The following is a 17,028-nucleotide window of genomic DNA, read 5'->3' on the forward strand; positions in this document are numbered from 1 at the left end:
TGACAGCGCATCTCCCTGGGTCACGGGAGGCCTCGGTCTCAGGCTGTTCGCGGAGCGGGTGCTCCCGGAGCTGGAGGGGGGTCGAGCCGGGCGATGAGGGTACGGCCGACCCGCTGGAGTTCCTCGTCGTGGTCGATGCTCGCGAACCTGCCGCCGCGTCGGGGCAGGGCCAGTTGTTTGCGGAGCAGGGGCAGGGCCGGTGCCGCGAGGGATCCCATGCGGTCCAGGCAGTCCACGACGTGGTTGGCCGTCGAGGGGTTCTCCGCCCAGGCCTGGAGCAGAGTGTCCAGGACGACGGGGGCCTCGGCCTCGCCGCCGATCTCCCAGAGCGCGGCCGCGCAGCGCACCCGGACCCATTCGTAGTCGTGCGTCAGGAGGTTGCGCAGGCGCGGCAGAGCAGCGGAGGCGGGCGGTCCGATCTCGCCGAGCAGGTCAGCCGCGTCGCTGATGCGGAAGGTGATGCGGTCGTCGAGGAGAGCCAGCAGAAGCGGCATGACCTCGGCTGGTTCACCGCGGACAGCCCACAGCGCGGCGACGGCGGCGGGCCGTACGTGCGCGTCGGTGGCGGTGGTCAGCGACCGGATCGTGTCCCGTGCGCCGGCCGCCGCCGGGCCGAACGCGCCCAGTGCCTTCAGCGCCGACCGCGTGACCTGGTGCTGCTCGTGGCGCACCGCGGCGCCGAGCGTCTCCACCACCGTAGGAACCGCGGCCGGGTCGCCCAGCGCGGCCAGAGCGGCCAGGATCGCGTTGGCGCTCATCTCGGTCCACTGCTGGGAGAGGTCGAGTCGGCGCAGATGGTCTCTCAGCCGGGGCACCAACTGGGCGGCCGCCTGCGGCAGATGCCCAGCTACCTGGATCGCGCGCCAGGCGTCCACGTCGCCGTCCAGCGCAGTCAGCAGACTCGGCAGCGCGCGCGTGTCGCCGAGACGGGCCAGTGCCCGCACTGCCTCCTGGTGGGCCCGACGGAGCTGCGGCTGCGGTGCGCCCCACACGTTGGGGCCGTGCGCCGCGCGTTCGGCGCTGACGTGCGCGGCGAGTGCCTCGCGGGCCGGGGCGGCGATCGGGTGGCAGGAAGCCAGGACGGCCGCGGCCTCGGCGGCGACCTCCTGGTCGGTCGTGGTGAGTTGGTCGGCGACCAGCAGCAGGAGCCGGGTGTGGTCGCCGCGCCAGGTCCGTATCAGCTCCCCGCTCATGCGGAGCGCGTCCACGCGCGAGCCGGGGTCAGCGCTGGCCAGCTGCTCGGCCAGCACCGCGGTCCGCTCGGGCACCCGGTCCGCCAGGGCTTCGTGGAGGGCGTGCAGCAGGGCCGTGGTCGGCGCGTATACGCGCGTGTGCCGGTCCAGTTCCTCGAAGGCGCCGACGACCTGGGGGGCCACTCCGTCGCTGGGTGCCGCCGGGCGGCTCAGGGCCGGTGTGATCGGCCGCACGGGCAGAGCGCGGGCGATTTCGCGCAGCCGGTCGACGGCGGCCGCTACGACGTCCTCACCGATCGCCTCCGGGGCGCAGCAGGCCCGCTGGATCAGGGCCGCGAGCCGGGTAGCCGAGTCCCGGGCGGGATCGGCCGCGATCCCTGCGAGCCAGTCCGTCACTTGGTGCGCGGCCGCCGGCAGGCGCAGTGCCAGGGCGGCCGCCGCCTGAACGACCTGCAGCCGCGCGGCGATTCCTTGCTCGGCGGCCAGCCGCTCGCGCAGCACCGCGGCGGCCAGGTCGGCGTCGTCGGTGAAGAGCCCGAGCCCGGGGATCGCGGCCAGCCGCACGCCCGGGTCGGGGTCGCGGGCGAGTACGGCGAACCGCGCACCCCGCTCGCGAAGGAAGGCGACGGCCTGCGCGCAGCCCATCGGGGGGTAGTACTCGATCTCGGTGCCGTCGTCCTCGAAGCCCGAGTCCAAAGACTCCCGGCCGATGCTGACCAGCAGCGCAACGACGGCGGCCCGGTCGGGCGTGGCGGCGTCGGCGGCCAGCTCGAACAGGAAGGGCAGACTGGCTGCCGTGGCCGCGTACACGCTGCCCTGATGGTGGACCGCGCCGTAGAAGCGGTCGAGGGCCTTGCGGCGCTCCACAGCGTCCGGGGAGCGCAGCGCCGTCAGCAGCGCCGGCATTTCCTCGGCCGAGCCGTACGCGTGCTCCATCGACGCCCAGTCGATGTCATGAAGTCCGTCGAACATGATCCACACCCTGCCAGGCAGCACTGACAACAAGGGCACCCCCTCAACATCACCGTCAACTCGGTCGTCTTCCGCTCCAGCAGGCAAGGCGTCACGATCGCCGGCGCCTACGTCGAACTGGCCTCTCGCTTCTTCGAACCCCCACTCCTGGCCCACGCCGTCCTCGCCGTCCGCGGACGCATCAAACGCTGACCGCGGGCCCGTAGCGCGTGAGGAACTCGCCGAAGAGGAAGGCGGGGAGCCTCCGCCGTCACACCAGCGCACTTTCAGCGTATGTACGGCTAAGGATCAGCGGATCAGGACTTCGAGCGGCACCTGAGCCGTACGGTCAAAGGCGCGCATCATCGCCGTGCAACGCACTCCATGGGGGACAGATGGTCAACAGCCCACAACGACCCCATCGATTACGGCTCGCGCGGCAGCGCCCCGCACCGGACCGCGTACGCGCACGGGTACGCGAGGAGGGCGAACGACCGGCCAGGCGGTGGTGGAGCAGCATCGACTGGACGAAGTGGGCAACCGCCGCGGGGATCGTGGCAGGCATCGGCACCCTGCTCTTCACCGGCATCGCCACTTACACGGTGCGGCACCGTCGATCCCGCAACCGGCCCCTTCAGCGCAGACTTCGGCGCCACCGCCGGCTCCCCGGTCAGCACCTCCGTCACCGTGACCCGGGCATCCACCAGACGCTGAAGAGCACGTTCCGCCTCTTCGAGCGCGGCACGCAACCGCGCCACCTCCTCCCGGGTCTCCTTCTCCCTCGCCTCCAGAAGACCGATCACCGATGGCACCAGGCACCTCCACGACCCAGACGAGCGGACGGAACACACCCATCTCTCCCGCCGTGAGCCGAAACCCATGCCCACCCAACCCGAACCAAACGGTCACGTTCGGAAAGCGGATGACGTCTGAGCACGCCAGTTGGCCATCCTGTCTCCTTCGTGGGTTCCCCCACCTTGAGGTGGGGGGTGAAATGAAGCTCCTGCGGAGCAGGGCAAGGAGCGGCGATTCGCCGCTGGGCGGACCGCCGTTGTCAGTGGCCCGCACTAGGGTGATCACAACAGTTGGAGGGGGTGATCCCGTTGATCCGTGCGTACAAGTTCCGTATGTACCCGACCGTCCGTCAGGCCCAGTCGCTCGGCGAGATGCTGCGGGATCACTGTTCCCTCTACAACGGTGCGTTGGAGGAGCGGCGGTCCGCGTACCGGCACGTCTCGAAGACGACGGTCCGCTACGGGCGGCAGTCCGGGCAGCTCAAGGACATCCGGGCCTTCGATCCGGAGCGTCAGGGCCGCTGGTCGTTCAGCTCGCAGCAGGCGACCTTGCGCCGGCTGGACAAGGCGTTCGCCGCGTTCTTCCGCCGTGTCAAGGCAGGCGAGGCGCCGGGGTATCCGAGGTTCCGCGCGGGGCGGCGGTTCGACACGGTGGACTTCCCCAAGGACGGGGACGGCTGCCGCTGGGACAGTACGCCGCACGACCGGCAGACCCGCGTACGTTTTCAGGGCGTGGGGCATGTCAAGGTCAAGCAGCACCGGCCGGTGGCCGGAAAGGTCAAGACAGTCAGCGTGAAGCGGGAAGGGCGCCGCTGGTACGTCATCCTGACCGCCGAGCAGACCACCCCCGAGCCGCTGCCGCCAACCGGCTCCGTGGTCGGCGTCGATATGGGCATAGCCAACTTCCTCGCCGACTCCAACGGCAAGTTCGTACCCAACCCCCGCCACGGCCGGAACGCCTCCGCGAAGCTCGAAGCCGCACAGCAGTCCCTCAGCCGCTGCAAGCCAGGCTCCAAGCGCCGCCGCAAGGCCGTACAGACCGTCGCCCGACTGCACCGCAAGGTGCGCCGTCAGCGTCTGGACCACGCGCACAAGACCGCGCTCACTCTCGTGCGGGAACACGACTTCATCGCGCACGAAGACCTAAAGATCCGCACCATGAGCAAGGCCCCCGCACCGAAGCCGGACCCGGAACAGCCGGGCCACTTCCTGCCCAACGGGGCCGGCGCGAAGGCCGGGCTCAACCGCTCGATCGCCGATGCCGGATGGGGGGTGTTCCTCGCGATCCTGGCCGCCAAGGCGGAAGGAGCCGGACGGCAAGTGATGGCGGTGGACCCCCGCAACACCTCCCGGCGGTGCCCCGCATGCGGGCACACCGCCAAGCAGAACCGGCCCACCCAGCAGAAGTTCCACTGCGTCAGCTGCGGCCACCACGCGCACGCCGACACCGTGGGGGCTTCCAACGTTCTGCGGGCCGGGCTGGCCCGTCGCCAAGCCCCACCAGCTTGACGAGAAGCCCCCTCGTTCACGACTCCGTTGGCAAAAGGACAGGGCGGGCATACCGGCCCGCACTCTGGCTGGGAGTGGATCACTTGACCTGCGGGTCCGTGAGCCAAAGTGACCACCACAGCCAGCAGTTCGTCCCTTTCCCAACGGAGTCGTTCACGAGGGGGAGTAGTCACTGAGTGACTCTGGTTGGCCGCTTGAGTGCTCAGCGTTGCGCTGTGCATGCACAGCACGGTGGTCTGTCGCAGGTCAGTTGGAGTTCCCGGCCCGGTCGGAATCCGGGGTAGGTGCGGCGAGCCCGGAGCGGGCCTTCCGCAGCAACATCATGAGGCCGACCACGATGGCCCAGATCCCGATGAGCGAGGCGAGCGGAAACAGTGCGTCGAAGCGGTCGGTGAATGCGATCGTGGCGGACGCCAACGCGAAGGCCAGCCCTCCGACGAGGCCGAGCGCGAGCGTGATCGGGTTGCCGAAGGTGCGCGTGAGGCCGCCGGTGACGGCGAGAGCGGCGATACCTAGGCCCCACAGCGAATCCACGATCGTCTCGTTCCACGTCTGCACGTGGTAGAGGAACGTCTTCTCGCCGTCGGCGATCCCGTCCGCACCGAGGGCGGCGAACAGGTGCACCGTCATCCCGATCGTGGCGACGACGGCGATGACGGAGACGACGTCGGTCACCTGGACAATGCCGGAGCCGAGACTGCCGCGGCGCCGGAAGGCGAGGATCGCGGCCGCGAAGCACGCCGTCGCGGCCAGCAGCAGCGCGTGCGAGGGGTACCACATCGAGTCGATCAGCATCTCGTGGAGCTGGGAGACCTTTGATCCCTCACCACTGTCACCGGGGTGGATGGCGCCGCCCGCGAAGAAGGCGACCCCGCCCAGCACCAGGAGGGGCCCGGCGACCCGTTCGGGGCGTCCGGCGCGGGAGAGTTGGGTGCGGACCCGAGTCGACGTGCTCATGGGGACTCCTTCGGTCGTGACGAGCCGGTGGTCCCACGGTGTCCCTCCCCGGGGTTCCGGGACACGGTGCGCACCCTGCACTTCGGCCAGGGACAACCCTCATCCGCGAGCGTCGCCGCTGTGCCAGCATTGCTTCATGTCAGCGGCCACGGAGGCGAACGACCAGGCCCCGCCGACGGTCCGCGAAGCCGGAGCCGCACTGGTGGCGCTGCTGGTCGCGACCCTCGTCGGCTACGGCTGGAACCTCGGCTTCCACCTGGACAACGTGCACAACGGCCTGATCGGCGCCTCCTTCACCGCCGTGGGCCTGTACGTCGTCCGGGTGCGGCCGCGGCACCCCGAGGGCTGGCTGTTCGTCGCGACCGGCGTGCTGCACGCGGTGATGTTCTTCGGCCGCCAGTACGGCCTGCACGACGGCGCCCTGGCCGGAGCCTCCTGGATCGGCTGGATCGGCGTGTGGCCGTTGCCGCTGGCGATCGCGCTGGCCGGGTGGACGCTCATGGCCTTCCCCGACGGGCGGCTCCCCTCCCCCTGGTGGCGGTTCGCCGTGGTCGCGATGATGGCGGTCGCAGCTGTTCTCGCGGTGGTGTCGGCGCTGTGGCCGGTGGAGTACGACCGGATGGGGCTGGCGGCACCGCACCCGCTGACTGTGCCCGGCGGGGAGGTGGCGGACCGGGTCTGGGAGTACGCCCCGTACAGCTATCTGCTCTTCCAGGTGCTGTGGACTGTCGCGATCGTGGTGCGGATCCGCCGCGCCCGCGGCGACGAGGCGCGTCAGATGCGCTGGCTCGTGTTCGCGGTCGTCACGGCGATCGTGTTGCTGGTGGCTGGCCTGCTTGCCCTTGGCAGCCCGGTGCCGGGCCTGCTCGCGCTGCCGCTGATCCCGGTCGCTGCCGGGTTCGCGATCCTCAAGTTCCGGCTCTACGACATCGACCCGGTCATCAACAAGACCCTCGTCGTCGGGGCCCTGTTGCTGCTGATCATGACCGCGTATGTGGCGATCGTCGTCGGTGCGGGAGCCGTGGTTCCGGCTGACGAACGAGCACTGTCGCTGGTTACGACGGCCGTCGTGGCGGTCGCGTTCGAGCCGCTGCGGCGGCGGGCGCAGCGCCTGGCGGATCGTCTCGTGTACGGGCATCGCGCGACGCCGTACGAGGCGTTGTCCCGGTTGTCGGCCCACCTGGAGGACCCGCCGCGGGACCTGCTTGATGCCATCGCAGCCACGGTCGCAGGCGCGGTCGGCGCCACCGAGGTTGTCGTGTGGGTGGGCGACGAGCGTCATCTGATGCCGCGGGGCCAGTGGCCGGCTATGACCGTGGAGGTGGGCCCGGCAACCGTCGCCGGGCTGGGCGGGACGCGGCGGCTGGTCCGGCCCGTCGTCCACCGCGGCAGCGTGCGCGGCGCGATCACGGTCTGCAAGCCGGCGGGCGAGTCGCTCAGCGCCACGGAGGACCGACTGCTGTCGGACCTGGTCGCGCAGACCGGCCTGGTCATCGTGCAGCAGCAACAGGCCCAGGAGATCCAGGCGGCGGCCCGCCGGATCGTCACCGCCGAGGACGCAGCCCGACGGGGCATCGAGCGCGACCTCCACGACGGTGCGCAGCAGCGACTGGTCACCCTGGGTCTGGAACTCGGCGCCCTCGCCAAACAGGCGGAGGCCGACGGCGCGGCGATGGCGGACCGGGTCAAACAGGCGCGGGCGCAACTGCTGGAGGCCACTGCCGAACTGCGTGAGCTGGCCCGTGGCCTGCACCCGATGGTGCTGGCCCAGTCGGGTCTCGAACCCGCGCTCGCCGCGCTCGGGGACCGGTCGGCGATCCCGGTGCGACTGCACGTGAGCGGCACAGGTCGCCTGCCGCGCGACATCGAGGCGACGGCGTACTACGTGGTGAGCGAGGCGCTCACCAACGCCGCACGGCATTCGGGCGCAGGCGTGGTCGTCGTCGACGTGGCCCTGGTCGAAGGCGGGCTTTGCGTAGAGGTCACCGACGACGGTCGCGGCGGCGCACGCCCAGGACCGGGAACGGGGTTGCAGGGGCTGGCGGATCGCCTCGCCGCACTCGGCGGTGACCTCCAGGTCGACAGCCCCTCTGGTGGCGGGACGAGGCTCAGGGCGGCGCTGCCGTGCGAGTGATCGTCGCCGACGACGCGGTCCTCTTCCGGGAGGGAATGGCTCGCATCCTCACCGAGGAGGGCTTCGAGGTGATGGCTCAAGCTCGCAACAGTGCCGATCTGGTCGGCCTCGTCCGCCGTGACCCACCGGACGTGGTCATCACCGACCTGCGCATGCCACCGGACTTCGCGGACGAGGGCATCGAGGCCGCGGCCGAGATCCGCTCGTTCGCGCCGCAGGTCGGGCTGATGCTGTTGTCGCAGTACGTCGAGGTGCATCACGCACTACGGCTCATGGAAGATTTCGACGGTGCGGTCGGCTACCTGCTCAAGGACCGGGTGTCCGACCTCGGTGCTTTCGCGGTCGACGTACGACGCGTCGCCGGTGGCGAGGTCGTGATCGACGCCGAACTCGTGTCCAGGCTGGTTGGCCGGCGACGGGAACGTGACCCCCTCGCCGAACTCACCGACCGTGAGCGGGAGGTGCTGTCCCTGATGGCCCAGGGGCTGACCAACGCCGCATTGTCCGACGAACTAGTCCTGAGCCCCAAGACGATCGAGGGCTACGTACGCAGTGTCTTCACCAAGCTCGGCCTGGAACCGGGCGAGCGCGAGCACCGGCGGGTGCAGGCAGTGCTGCAGTTCCTGCGTTGGCAGTGATCCCCTTCCCTGGCTGGTGACACGCCCGCCGTCGCCAAGAGCAACCTGTCCACCCGGAGCTTGCGCGTGCATGCCGTACGACGGCACCGGCATCGCCGCTGCGATCGTGGCCGCCCCCGATGTGCGGATGGTGTCCTTCACCGGCGGATTCCGTACCGGCGAGGCCATCTCCCGGGCGGCGGAGGCGGCCAGCTGGGCGGAAGCCGCCCAGCGAACGTCCGTACGAAGGCGGAGAGTTGGCCACACGTACTCCAGCTCATCGGACCGTGAACGACAGCTGCTGGTAGCGTCTCGACGACGTAGGCCTGCAACGCGCTTTGCCAGTTCTTGTTGATGCTTCCGTGCTGCGTGATCGTTGGTCCAGGGGCATCAGCAGTGCAGGGCGGGTTCCGGCTTCGCTCCCTTCACCAGCGATTTGACCATGGTGAACAGCTCGCCGGTCTGGGGGTCGTTCTCCAGCCGGGTGCCGACCGACGCGACCGCCGCACGATACGCCACGAGCTGCGCTGGACTGGCCTGCCTCACGACCAGCCCTCCCGCGCAGAGGTCGGCGAGCTCATCCGCGTCCTCAGACTGCAGTTCCGACATCGTGTCTTCGAAGGTGGCGGCCGCGGCCCCGGTCAGCGCCTGGCGTTGCTGGGGACTCAGGCGCTTCAGCGCGGTGTCACTGATGAAGGGGACGATTATCCGTGGCCACAGCGCCAGATTCCCTGTGAGGTACTTCGTGGAGGAGATGTAGCCCTCGTGGTTGAAGGAGGAAATCGAGGACTCGACGCCGTCCATGTCGCTGACCGACCCGGACAGCGGATACCAGCGGGTGCGTGCGCCCAGAGCGTGGAAGGTGCTGTCTGCCAGCTTCGACTGTGCCACGCCGACGAGCCGCCCGTGCAGAGCGGCGGGCGTCGGGGCCGAGCCGCTCGCGGTGAACAGGTAGCGGAACTGGCCCGGGAGCAGGCCGAGGCCGGTGATCCCGGGGACGCTCAGTGCGGTGCCCAGCCGTTGGTAGAGGGGGCTGTTGAGCAGCCGTTCCTGGGCGGCGTAACTGGTGATCAGCTCGGGCGCGCTGAGTATCCGCACCGGGCCGGGGAAGGCCCGCGTGCCTGCCACCCCCAGATCCGCTTCGCCCGCCCGAACGTCCGCGATCGTGCCGTCCTCGTAGGCGAGTTGGCCCGTCCGCCACCCCTGCTTGGCCTTGATCTGCAGGGATCCCTCGGTCGCCTTGCCGACTTGCGCGATGAACCTGTCCACCGAAGACGTGGTGCCGTAGGGCACGGCCATCGTCAGACGGATCACCGTGGGGGACTCTCCCGCCGAGGCGGATGGGGACTGCTGCACCTTCGATGTGCCCGACGTGCAAGCGGCGAGCGCCAGCAGCAGCGCCGAGACTCCCAGGACCCTTCTCAACGTGACACCTCCCTGCGCCCTCGGGCGCTGCCTCGTTCACGGTACAGCCCGCGTGTCCGACGCAAGCTGTGTTTCAGCTGGGCTGGGCCCCAGCGTTATCCGGCGATGTCCACGGCGTTCCGGGCACGTTTGGCGCTGACCTTGGCGCGCGCCTTGCCCCCGAGAAGGACGAGACCGAGGCCGGCCGCGTAGATCGCGACGTTGATCAAGAGGTACGACCATGGCGGCGAGGTGGCGTCCTTGGGGAAGGCCGAGTAGTCGCCGCCCAGCCATTCCATCAGCAGTGCCGTGTTCTGGAAGCTGAACACGAAGGAATGCATGGCGATGTAGGCGACGAGCGCGGCCGTCCGGCTGCGGATGAAGTATCCGAGCGGGAACGCGGTGAGGACCATGAGGATCAGTTCCACGACCGCTCCATTCATTGTCGAGGTAGGGCCGTCAGCGTCTCTTGGAGGTCGTCTCACCCGCATCCGGGTTGGCGCCGGAATGACCCGCGCGGTCTGCACTGCGTGCTGGCACTGATGACGAAGGCCCCCTGCGCCGCGATGATGGCGTCATGGCGAAGACAGTCCGTGTGGCTCTGCCAGGGGCAGTCTTCGCCGCAGCATGTCTCGTCAGGGCCTGGCTGGCCTTCGGGTCCATGCGGGCCTTGTCACCCGGCCTGTGGGCCTTCGAGACCGGTTTCCTGGTTGTGCCGGTCGTCACCGGATCCCTGCTCACCTGGCGGGTGCCGGGCAGCCCGGTCGGCAGCGCACTGAGCTGGGTGGGCGCGGCCCCCGCTGCCGTGTTCACCGTCGAGACGTGGGGAGAGACGCTCACGCTGGCCCATCAGGCGCCGGCGGCCCGTCTGTTCTACATGCTCAAGGCCGGTGCGTGGGTGTGGAACCTGGTCGGCTTCGTCGCCCTGTGCCTGGTGTTTCCCGACGGACTGTTGCCGGGACGCCCGTGGCGTCTCGTCGCGTGGGCGGGCGTGGTGCTCGGTCTCTACCTCAATCTGGCCCTGTCGTTCATCGCACCCGACCGCGGTGGTCCCAAGTTGCTGCCCGGCCAGGTCGCGTGGCGGATCCCGCTGCCCGCGGTGGTGGCCGTGGGGATTACGGCCTTCGGCGGGGTGCTGGCAGTGCTGGGGGCCGCGGTCTGCTGTCTGGTCGTGCGCTATCGGCGGGGTGGGGAAGTGGTGCGACAGCAGCTGCGCTGGCTGATGCTCGGGGCCGGGGCCGTGCCGGTGTTGCTCGCCGCAGGCTGGGCCGCCGAGATACTGGGGGCCTCGATAAATGTTGCTTACAGCGGTTTCATGGTGGCGATGCTGTGGGCGGTGCCCACCGCGGTCACGGTGGCCGTGTTGCGGTATGACCTGTTCGACGTGGACCGGCTGCTCGGCGCGTCACTGGCCTGGCTGCTCACCACCCTGGTGTCGGCGTCGATCTTCGCCGTCCTGGTCTTGTTCGCTGCGGATCTGTTCGGTGCGGGCACCGAAATCGGCCTGACCGGTGCGGCGTTCGTCACCGCGTTGTGCCTGTTGCCGCTGCACCGCGGCGTTAACAACCTGGTGGGACGGCTGGTCGACCGGGACCGGACGGTCATCACCGCACGCGTGGAGGAGTTCGTGCGGCGGGTCAGGGACGGTGCGGCAGAGCCGGAAGAGGTCGCGGATCTCCTCCGGTCCGTCGTCGGCGACCCGCAGCTCCGCCTGCTCCTGAAGTTGCCCACCAGCCCGCCCCGCACATACGTCGGCCTCGACGGGGAGCCTGTCACGGTGCCCGACGACGCGACGTGTGTGCCGCTGGTGACCGGCGCGAGCGATGCGGGAGTCATCCTGCTCGGTGCGCCGACCGCCAGGCGGATGCGCCGCACCCGCGACGCCGCCGTGCGGGCTCGGCTACCGATCGAGGTCAGTCGGTTGCGCCTGGAACTGCGCATGGCACTGGACGAGGCCCGGGCAAGTCAGTCCAGGTTGGCGTTGGCGACTGCGGCCGAGCGGGAGCGGCTCGCCCGCGACCTGCACGACGGTGCGCAGCAGCAGATCATCGCGGTCGGAATGCGGCTGCGGTCGGCCCAGAGCCGGTTTGGCCCGGGTGACCCCACCCACCGCGACCTGGACGCTGCCGTCACCACGCTCGCGGGCACGGTGGCCGAGTTGCGCCGCCTCGCCCACGGCGTGCGCCCGAGCCTGTTGGACGATGGGCTCGCCGTCGCCCTCAACGCGCTCGTCGGCGACTGCCCGGTGCCAGTCGAGGCGGCCGTATGCGACGTGGACGTCCCGGAGGCCGTCGCCACCACCGTGTACTTCGTGGTCGCCGAGGCCCTGGCCAACGCGCTCAAGCACGCCCGTGCCACCGCCATCAGCCTGGGCGTCCGACAGGACCGGTCGGCGCTGCACGTGGAGGTGTCCGACGACGGCATCGGCGGCGCCCACCTCGGATACGGGCTGACATCCGTCCGTGACCGGGTGAGTGCGGTCGGCGGAAGGCTGAGCCTGTACAGCCCCGAGGGCTCGGGCACGACCATCCAGGTGACGATCTGACATGCGCATTCTGCTGGCCGAGGACTCTGCGCTCTTCCGCGAAGGGCTGGCCCGTCTGCTCACCGAGGCCGGTCACGAGATCGTTGCGGCGGTCACCGACGCCGACGCGCTCGTGGCCGCGGTTGCCCGCCTGCGACCCGACCTTGCGGTCATCGACGTCCGTATGCCGCCCACGATGACATCCGATGGTGCCCGGGCCGCCCGCGACATCCGCCAGACCCATCCGGGCTTCCCGATGCTGCTGTTGTCTCAGCACATCGAGACTCGCCAGTGCCTGCCGCTGGTGGCCTCCGGCGGCTTCGGCTACCTGCTCAAGGACCGGGTACTGAGCGTCGCCGACTTCCTCGACACCGTGCGCCGGGTGGCAGCCGGAGGGTCGGCCCTGGATCCCGAGATTGTCGCCGCCCTCCTGCGTACGACCGGTCGAGATGACCCGATCTCCACTCTGACCGTCCGGGAGCATGAGGTGCTGGCGCTGGCCGCCGAGGGGCTGTCCAATGCCGCCATCGCGCAGCGCCTCCACCTCTCCGAGCGCACGGTCGAGTCCCATATGCGCAGCACCTTCCAAAAACTCGGCATCTCCGAGAACGGCGATGCTCACCGTCGAGTGCTGGCGGTACTGGCCTATCTCAAAGAGCGCCGCCGAGACCGCTGACGGACCTGCGCCGGCGGCGCCTGTGGGAGCAGTGGGCCCGTCCGTCGCCGACCTGGTCGCACTCGGGGAGAGTGCTGTCCAGCAGGACGAAGTCCACATCGGCCTCGCGCAGGACCATCAGCAGACCCGGGCCGCGTTGAGCGAGCAGCCGGATGACCACGCACCGCGAGATTCTGGCGCTGGTGCGGGGAGGGCGACTGAGGGGCGCAGGTTAGAAGCTGTTGTCGTTCCGATCTTGACGGGTGCGCGTCGAACGGGAGTCTCGATCGGGTGATCGCAGCTGGCCGCGGGCATGAGAACAGGACCTCTTGGCGGCATCTTCGACGACGGCACACCGAGGCCATGGCGGCCACCGGATGCACCGCCCTGGCAGTCGGGGCGTACTGCTCGGCCGCCACCGGTGCCGGGACGGCGGGCGTCGGAGTCGCGGTCTGCGTGGGCGCGGGTGTCGTGTACACCGGCATCGGCGTGGTGTTCATCGCCGCGGCGGCGATCGACTCCTGCATGCAGAAGGACTGCGGCAGCTGCATCACCGGCATCTTCGTTACCCTGACCGGCGCTAAGGTGATCGAGGACGCGCAGAGCGGCCGGGCCGTCGCCAACCACCGGGGTGAAGACCTGGCAGGGCGCCAAGGCCGTCGGCGGCTGGAACAGCCTCTTCTCCTCGGGCGGGTGATGCGGGAGTGACCGGGTACTGGATCGAGCGCAGAGTCGTGGGCTCCTGCGTCATCGTCGGCCTCGCAGCGTTCGCGGGGCTGGAGATGGCGCGGGTCTCCGACCCCGGGTTCTGGCAGCTTGCCCCCGTACTCCTGGTGCTGCTCGTGGTGAGCTCCCTCGCCTACCGGACGCTGATCCGGCCGTCACCTCCCTGCGCATGAGCGCCGACCTGGAACGCTGCGGCGTCCTGGCCCAGCACGTCGCCGCGGTCGCCCGCAGGCGCTATCCCGAGCCCGCCGTGCCGCAGGATCTGCGCCGCACCGTCCTGGAGATGGGCCAGCTCGCCCAGCGTCTGATGGCACAGGCCGCCGAGGTCCTCATCACGCACGACGTCGAGGCCGCGCTGCAGCTAGAGCGGGACGACGACCGGATGGACGAGCTGCACCGCATGATCTTCCATCACCTGATGGACGAGCGGTGGCACCACGGCGTGGAAACCGCCGTCGACGTCACCCTGGTCGGCCGCTATTACGAACGCTTCGCCGACCACGCCGTCAACATCGCCCGCCGCGTCGTCTACCTCGCCACCGGCGAACACGCCGACGACCTGGCCACCGACCCGCCCGCCTGACCACCCCACCCGGCGCTTCACCGGACGTGACTGGTCACGGGCTGGTTGGTTCCTGGCGCAGGAGGTCGGGGCGGGTGTCGGCGAGGTCGAAGACCCGCTTGAGACCTTCCAGGAGTGCGGGCTCGATCCGGTAGACGCGTATACGGTCGTCGAGTTGGAGCACGTTGGTCCGATTGTCCGGGCCGATCCGGCGGCGTACCGCGCGGACGCTGGTCAGTGCCCCGCCGATCTTCCCGTGCGGGATCGGCGTCTCGGGGTGGTGGATGAAGTGCCCGCGGACGTCGTCGTAGGAGGCGGTGCCGCCCAGCTCGACCAGGCGGCGCAGCACGGCCCGGGCGCCGGGCATCACGGCGGCGACGGTGTCGAACAGCAGCCGCTCCGTCCAGCCCTCCCAGAGGTCCTCGCTGCTCAGGTCCGCCGGGTCGGGGCGGGGCTCGTGCGCGGGGGCGTCGGGCCAACTGCCCGCCACGAGGGTGGGGTTGAGCCCGTACGCGGCCTGCACGGCCGCGATCGCCTGCTCGTAGGTGTCGGTCCGGGTGTCGATGGTCAGCTGCACGCCCTCCCCCTCCGTGATCTCCGCTCCCATCCTGGACCTCGCCGGGGAAAGTCCGAAGGCGTTGCGGCGGAAGTCGACGGCGGCCGCGCGGGCCTCCTTCGCGCCGTCCCACTCCCGCCGGCAGCGCGTATCGGGCAGCCGCCGGTGGTGCAGCAGTTCCTCGGCCACATCGGCCAGCGCGTCCGGCTCCGCGTAGATGGTCTCGATCGGGGTGAGCACCGTGTGGAGCAGGACGTCGTCACTGCCGAGTCCGAGCAGGGCGTAGAACCAGCCCCGGCGTTCCTCCCATTCCAGTCGGATGCCGCCGAAGCCGCTGGTGCGGCTGGCGTCCCACCGCAGCAGCATGTAGGTGGTCAGTCCCCGCTGGCGGGTGCGGACGTCGGCCCGGACGACGCCCGGCGGAATGCCGCGGGCGGTGAGGGCCGCGTCGACGGCCTGGACGTAGGGCCAGTGTGGCAGTCCCTGGGGCCGGCCGGGCCATCCGGGTGGGTCAAGCAACACGGGTCTCACCTCTGCGAAGCGGGAGCGGATCGGGATCGGGTCAGGAGGCGCGGCGGAAGACGGCGGCGGGGCCGATGACGCGGGGGCCGAACTTGTCCCGGACGCGGTCGACGGCCGTCTCCGCGACCAGCCGGGCTTCGCGGGCGTCGTCGAGGCTGATCTGCGTCGCGACCTGGCCGGCGCCGACCAGGTCCTCGCCCTTGAGGGCGAGTCCGGTCAGCCGGCCGCGCTGCAGGCCGGCGGCGTCCATCAGCTGGTAGGCGAGGGTGCGCAGGTCGTCGTCGTGCGCGGACGGCGCCGTAAGGCGGCGGGTCTTCTCCCACCGGCTGTTGCCGGCGAAGGTCAGGGTGAGCGTCAGCGCGCGGGCCCCCTGCCCGCGGCGGCGCAGCACCAGCCCGAGCCGCACCACCAACTCGAGCAGGGCCGCGCGGACTTCAGACCCGTCCAGGACGTGCCGGTCGAAGGAACAGCGGACACTCGCGGCCGGGGGCAGGGCGCGGGGGACGACGGGGCGCGGGTCGATGCCGCGGGCCCGGTCGGCGACCGTGCGGCCGGCGCGGCCGCCCAGCAGGCGCTGGACGGTGGCGGGCGGGACGGCGGCGAGCAGGCCCACACAGTGGATGCCGTAGTCGCGCAGCACGCCGGCCTGGCGGGGGCCGATGCCGTGCAGGGCCTCGACCGGCAGCCCCGGCCAGCCAGCCGGCGGCCCGCTCGGGGCCGATGGCGAGGACGCCGCCGGGCTGGGGGATCTGGGCGGAGGCGGTGGCCGCGACGGTGATCGAGGGGCCGATGCCGACACGGACGTCGATGCCGAGCCGGGACAGCGTGCGCACCCGCAGCATCTCGCCCAGCCGGCGGGCGTCGGTGCCGTGGTAGCGCAGCGCGCCCTTCAACTCCACCAGGGCCGCGGTCGGCGGCAGGGCCTGCACGACCGGGGAGAGGTCCGCGAGCTGCTCCAGGACCTGCCGGTAGCGCTCCTGTCCCAGCCGGTTAGGGCAGCGCACATGCATCACACACGGCGCTGCCGGCAGCGCCTCGGTGCCGTTGGTCATCACACCCACCTCCCACACCCCACGGTATCGAACTAATATTCGAACACGCGAGGGGCGCGAATGATGGATCATGAGCATAGAATCAAAAATGTGTTCGATGATCTGCCACCCGACCTGGAGCGCCTGCACACCCTGCGGGTCTGGCATGTCCTGTGGCTGCAGCGCATCGACGCCAAGATCGCAGCCGTCCGGCAGCGTCAGGCAGAAGAGGAACACGGTCGGCGCAACCGGCCGCGGCCGCCGGACTGGATCGTCCAGCTCGGCATCGGCGTCGGCCGGCCGCCCGTGCGAGTACACGCCGGCGACTGCCACATGGCGGGCAGCCGGCGCCGCCCGGTCAGCCGCGAGGAGGCCCGCCGACTGCTGGCCGGCGGACTGCGCGCCTGCAGCCACTGCCGGCCGGAAGCCCAGCTGGACATCCTCGACTTAGCCGGACGCAGCCACCGCCGCACGGCTCGAACGGCCGTGCCATCCCGTCCGACATTCTTACGCACGGGCGACTTGCACGAATCGCCCGGAACAGGACCACTGCCATGACCACTCCCCCGCCCCCGATCACCGAGCCCGACCCGTCCGCGCTCGTCTGCTCCGGCAACCAGGTCGGCCCCTGCGCCACCTGCCAGCGCAAGACACACAAATACGGCAGCGGCGGCAGCCCGCTCTGCCAGTGGTGCATGGCCGCCGTCACGGAGAAATGGGGCCCGACCGTGCGGCACACCAGCACCCGGCTCTGATCCCGGCCCACCGGGTCGTCCGGGGCATCACGCCCGCCGTGCCTGATGAGCTGGCGCCGGCACGTGCTGTGCCCGGGGCGCTGGCGTGATCTCCAACTCGTCCTGTGAATACCGGTGTTGGACGGATATCGTCAGAGG

The 17,028-nt window shown here is 70.5% G+C and carries 16 protein-coding genes and 3 pseudogenes; 11 read left to right on the top strand and 8 right to left on the bottom strand.

What is annotated here, in order from left to right:
• Nucleotides 1-38: 38 nt before the first annotated feature.
• Both ABZ880_RS39005 and ABZ880_RS39010 read right to left on the bottom strand, forming a co-directional pair.
• On the bottom strand, nt 39-2,165 hold the full coding sequence (locus ABZ880_RS39005) for a HEAT repeat domain-containing protein (protein WP_361273392.1): 2,127 nt from the start codon (nt 2,163-2,165) through the stop codon (nt 39-41).
• A gap of 404 nt (nt 2,166-2,569) precedes the next feature.
• On the bottom strand, nt 2,570-2,956 hold the full coding sequence (locus ABZ880_RS39010) for a hypothetical protein (RefSeq protein ID WP_361273395.1): 387 nt from the start codon (nt 2,954-2,956) through the stop codon (nt 2,570-2,572).
• 291 nt (nt 2,957-3,247) lie between these two features.
• On the opposite strand from ABZ880_RS39010, the gene ABZ880_RS39015 reads away from it, so the two are divergent.
• A complete protein-coding gene (locus ABZ880_RS39015) occupies nt 3,248-4,447 on the top strand; it encodes a transposase (RefSeq protein WP_361273398.1) in 1,200 nt (399 codons plus the stop codon).
• 246 nt (nt 4,448-4,693) lie between these two features.
• Here the strand turns inward: ABZ880_RS39015 and ABZ880_RS39020 are convergent, their stop codons facing one another.
• Entirely contained in the window at nt 4,694-5,404 is a 711-nt protein-coding gene (locus ABZ880_RS39020) for a hypothetical protein (protein WP_361273401.1), read from the bottom strand.
• Nucleotides 5,405-5,540: 136 nt separating this feature from the next.
• Between ABZ880_RS39020 and ABZ880_RS39025 the strand changes: the two genes are divergently transcribed.
• The 3 genes from ABZ880_RS39025 to ABZ880_RS39035 are packed head-to-tail and all read left to right on the top strand — an operon-like array spanning nt 5,541 to nt 8,510.
• Nucleotides 5,541-7,538 (top strand): histidine kinase, encoded by a 1,998-nt coding sequence (locus ABZ880_RS39025; RefSeq protein ID WP_361273405.1) that lies wholly within the window; start codon nt 5,541-5,543, stop codon nt 7,536-7,538.
• Nucleotides 7,529-8,176 (top strand): response regulator transcription factor, encoded by a 648-nt coding sequence (locus ABZ880_RS39030; protein ID WP_361273408.1) that lies wholly within the window; start codon nt 7,529-7,531, stop codon nt 8,174-8,176. The genes ABZ880_RS39025 and ABZ880_RS39030 overlap by 10 nt, the downstream gene beginning before the upstream one ends.
• A 16-nt stretch (nt 8,177-8,192) precedes the next feature.
• Nucleotides 8,193-8,510: an aldehyde dehydrogenase family protein gene (locus ABZ880_RS39035; RefSeq protein WP_361273411.1), complete on the top strand. Its 318-nt coding sequence runs from the start codon at nt 8,193-8,195 to the stop codon at nt 8,508-8,510.
• A gap of 35 nt (nt 8,511-8,545) precedes the next feature.
• Here ABZ880_RS39035 and dctP read toward each other — a convergent pair whose 3' ends face one another.
• Both dctP and ABZ880_RS39045 read right to left on the bottom strand, forming a co-directional pair.
• Entirely contained in the window at nt 8,546-9,580 is a 1,035-nt protein-coding gene (gene dctP / locus ABZ880_RS39040; protein ID WP_361273413.1) for a TRAP transporter substrate-binding protein DctP, read from the bottom strand.
• A gap of 95 nt (nt 9,581-9,675) precedes the next feature.
• Nucleotides 9,676-9,987, bottom strand: coding sequence for a hypothetical protein (locus ABZ880_RS39045; protein ID WP_361273415.1), 312 nt, complete (start codon nt 9,985-9,987; stop codon nt 9,676-9,678).
• Nucleotides 9,988-10,136: 149 nt separating this feature from the next.
• On the opposite strand from ABZ880_RS39045, the gene ABZ880_RS39050 reads away from it, so the two are divergent.
• Together ABZ880_RS39050 and ABZ880_RS39055 are read left to right on the top strand one after the other, a co-directional pair.
• Nucleotides 10,137-12,104 (top strand): histidine kinase, encoded by a 1,968-nt coding sequence (locus tag ABZ880_RS39050; RefSeq protein WP_361273418.1) that lies wholly within the window; start codon nt 10,137-10,139, stop codon nt 12,102-12,104.
• A 1-nt stretch (nt 12,105) separates the two neighbouring features.
• Nucleotides 12,106-12,759, top strand: coding sequence for a response regulator transcription factor (locus ABZ880_RS39055; protein WP_361273420.1), 654 nt, complete (start codon nt 12,106-12,108; stop codon nt 12,757-12,759).
• Nucleotides 12,760-12,769: 10 nt separating this feature from the next.
• On the opposite strand, the pseudogene ABZ880_RS39060 reads toward ABZ880_RS39055, so the two are convergent.
• A pseudogene (locus tag ABZ880_RS39060) lies at nt 12,770-12,916 on the bottom strand (IS5/IS1182 family transposase); the annotation flags it as partial.
• Between the two features lie 185 nt (nt 12,917-13,101).
• Here ABZ880_RS39060 and ABZ880_RS39065 point away from each other — a divergent pair.
• The 3 genes and pseudogenes from ABZ880_RS39065 to ABZ880_RS39075 form a co-directional block, all read left to right on the top strand.
• Nucleotides 13,102-13,446: a hypothetical protein gene (locus ABZ880_RS39065; protein WP_361273423.1), complete on the top strand. Its 345-nt coding sequence runs from the start codon at nt 13,102-13,104 to the stop codon at nt 13,444-13,446.
• On the top strand, nt 13,443-13,637 hold the full coding sequence (locus tag ABZ880_RS39070) for a hypothetical protein (RefSeq protein WP_361273426.1): 195 nt from the start codon (nt 13,443-13,445) through the stop codon (nt 13,635-13,637). Before ABZ880_RS39065 ends, ABZ880_RS39070 begins: the two co-directional genes overlap by 4 nt.
• Nucleotides 13,619-14,047: pseudogene (locus ABZ880_RS39075) on the top strand (PhoU domain-containing protein); the annotation flags it as partial. The gene ABZ880_RS39070 and the pseudogene ABZ880_RS39075, both read left to right, overlap by 19 nt.
• 34 nt (nt 14,048-14,081) lie before the next feature.
• Here the strand turns inward: ABZ880_RS39075 and ABZ880_RS39080 are convergent.
• Both ABZ880_RS39080 and ABZ880_RS39085 read right to left on the bottom strand, forming a co-directional pair.
• Entirely contained in the window at nt 14,082-15,104 is a 1,023-nt protein-coding gene (locus ABZ880_RS39080; RefSeq protein ID WP_361273428.1) for a hypothetical protein, read from the bottom strand.
• Nucleotides 15,105-15,144: 40 nt separating this feature from the next.
• Nucleotides 15,145-16,156, bottom strand: a pseudogene (locus tag ABZ880_RS39085) (hypothetical protein).
• A 90-nt stretch (nt 16,157-16,246) separates the two neighbouring features.
• Here ABZ880_RS39085 and ABZ880_RS39090 point away from each other — a divergent pair.
• Together ABZ880_RS39090 and ABZ880_RS39095 are read left to right on the top strand one after the other, a co-directional pair.
• On the top strand, nt 16,247-16,693 hold the full coding sequence (locus tag ABZ880_RS39090; protein ID WP_361273431.1) for a DUF6233 domain-containing protein: 447 nt from the start codon (nt 16,247-16,249) through the stop codon (nt 16,691-16,693).
• Nucleotides 16,690-16,890 (top strand): hypothetical protein, encoded by a 201-nt coding sequence (locus ABZ880_RS39095; RefSeq protein ID WP_361273433.1) that lies wholly within the window; start codon nt 16,690-16,692, stop codon nt 16,888-16,890. The genes ABZ880_RS39090 and ABZ880_RS39095 overlap by 4 nt, the downstream gene beginning before the upstream one ends.
• Nucleotides 16,891-17,028: the final 138 nt, after the last annotated feature.

The sequence above is a fragment of the Streptomyces sp. NPDC047043 genome (genome assembly GCF_040644055.1).
In the GTDB taxonomy this organism is placed as follows: domain Bacteria; phylum Actinomycetota; class Actinomycetes; order Streptomycetales; family Streptomycetaceae; genus Streptomyces.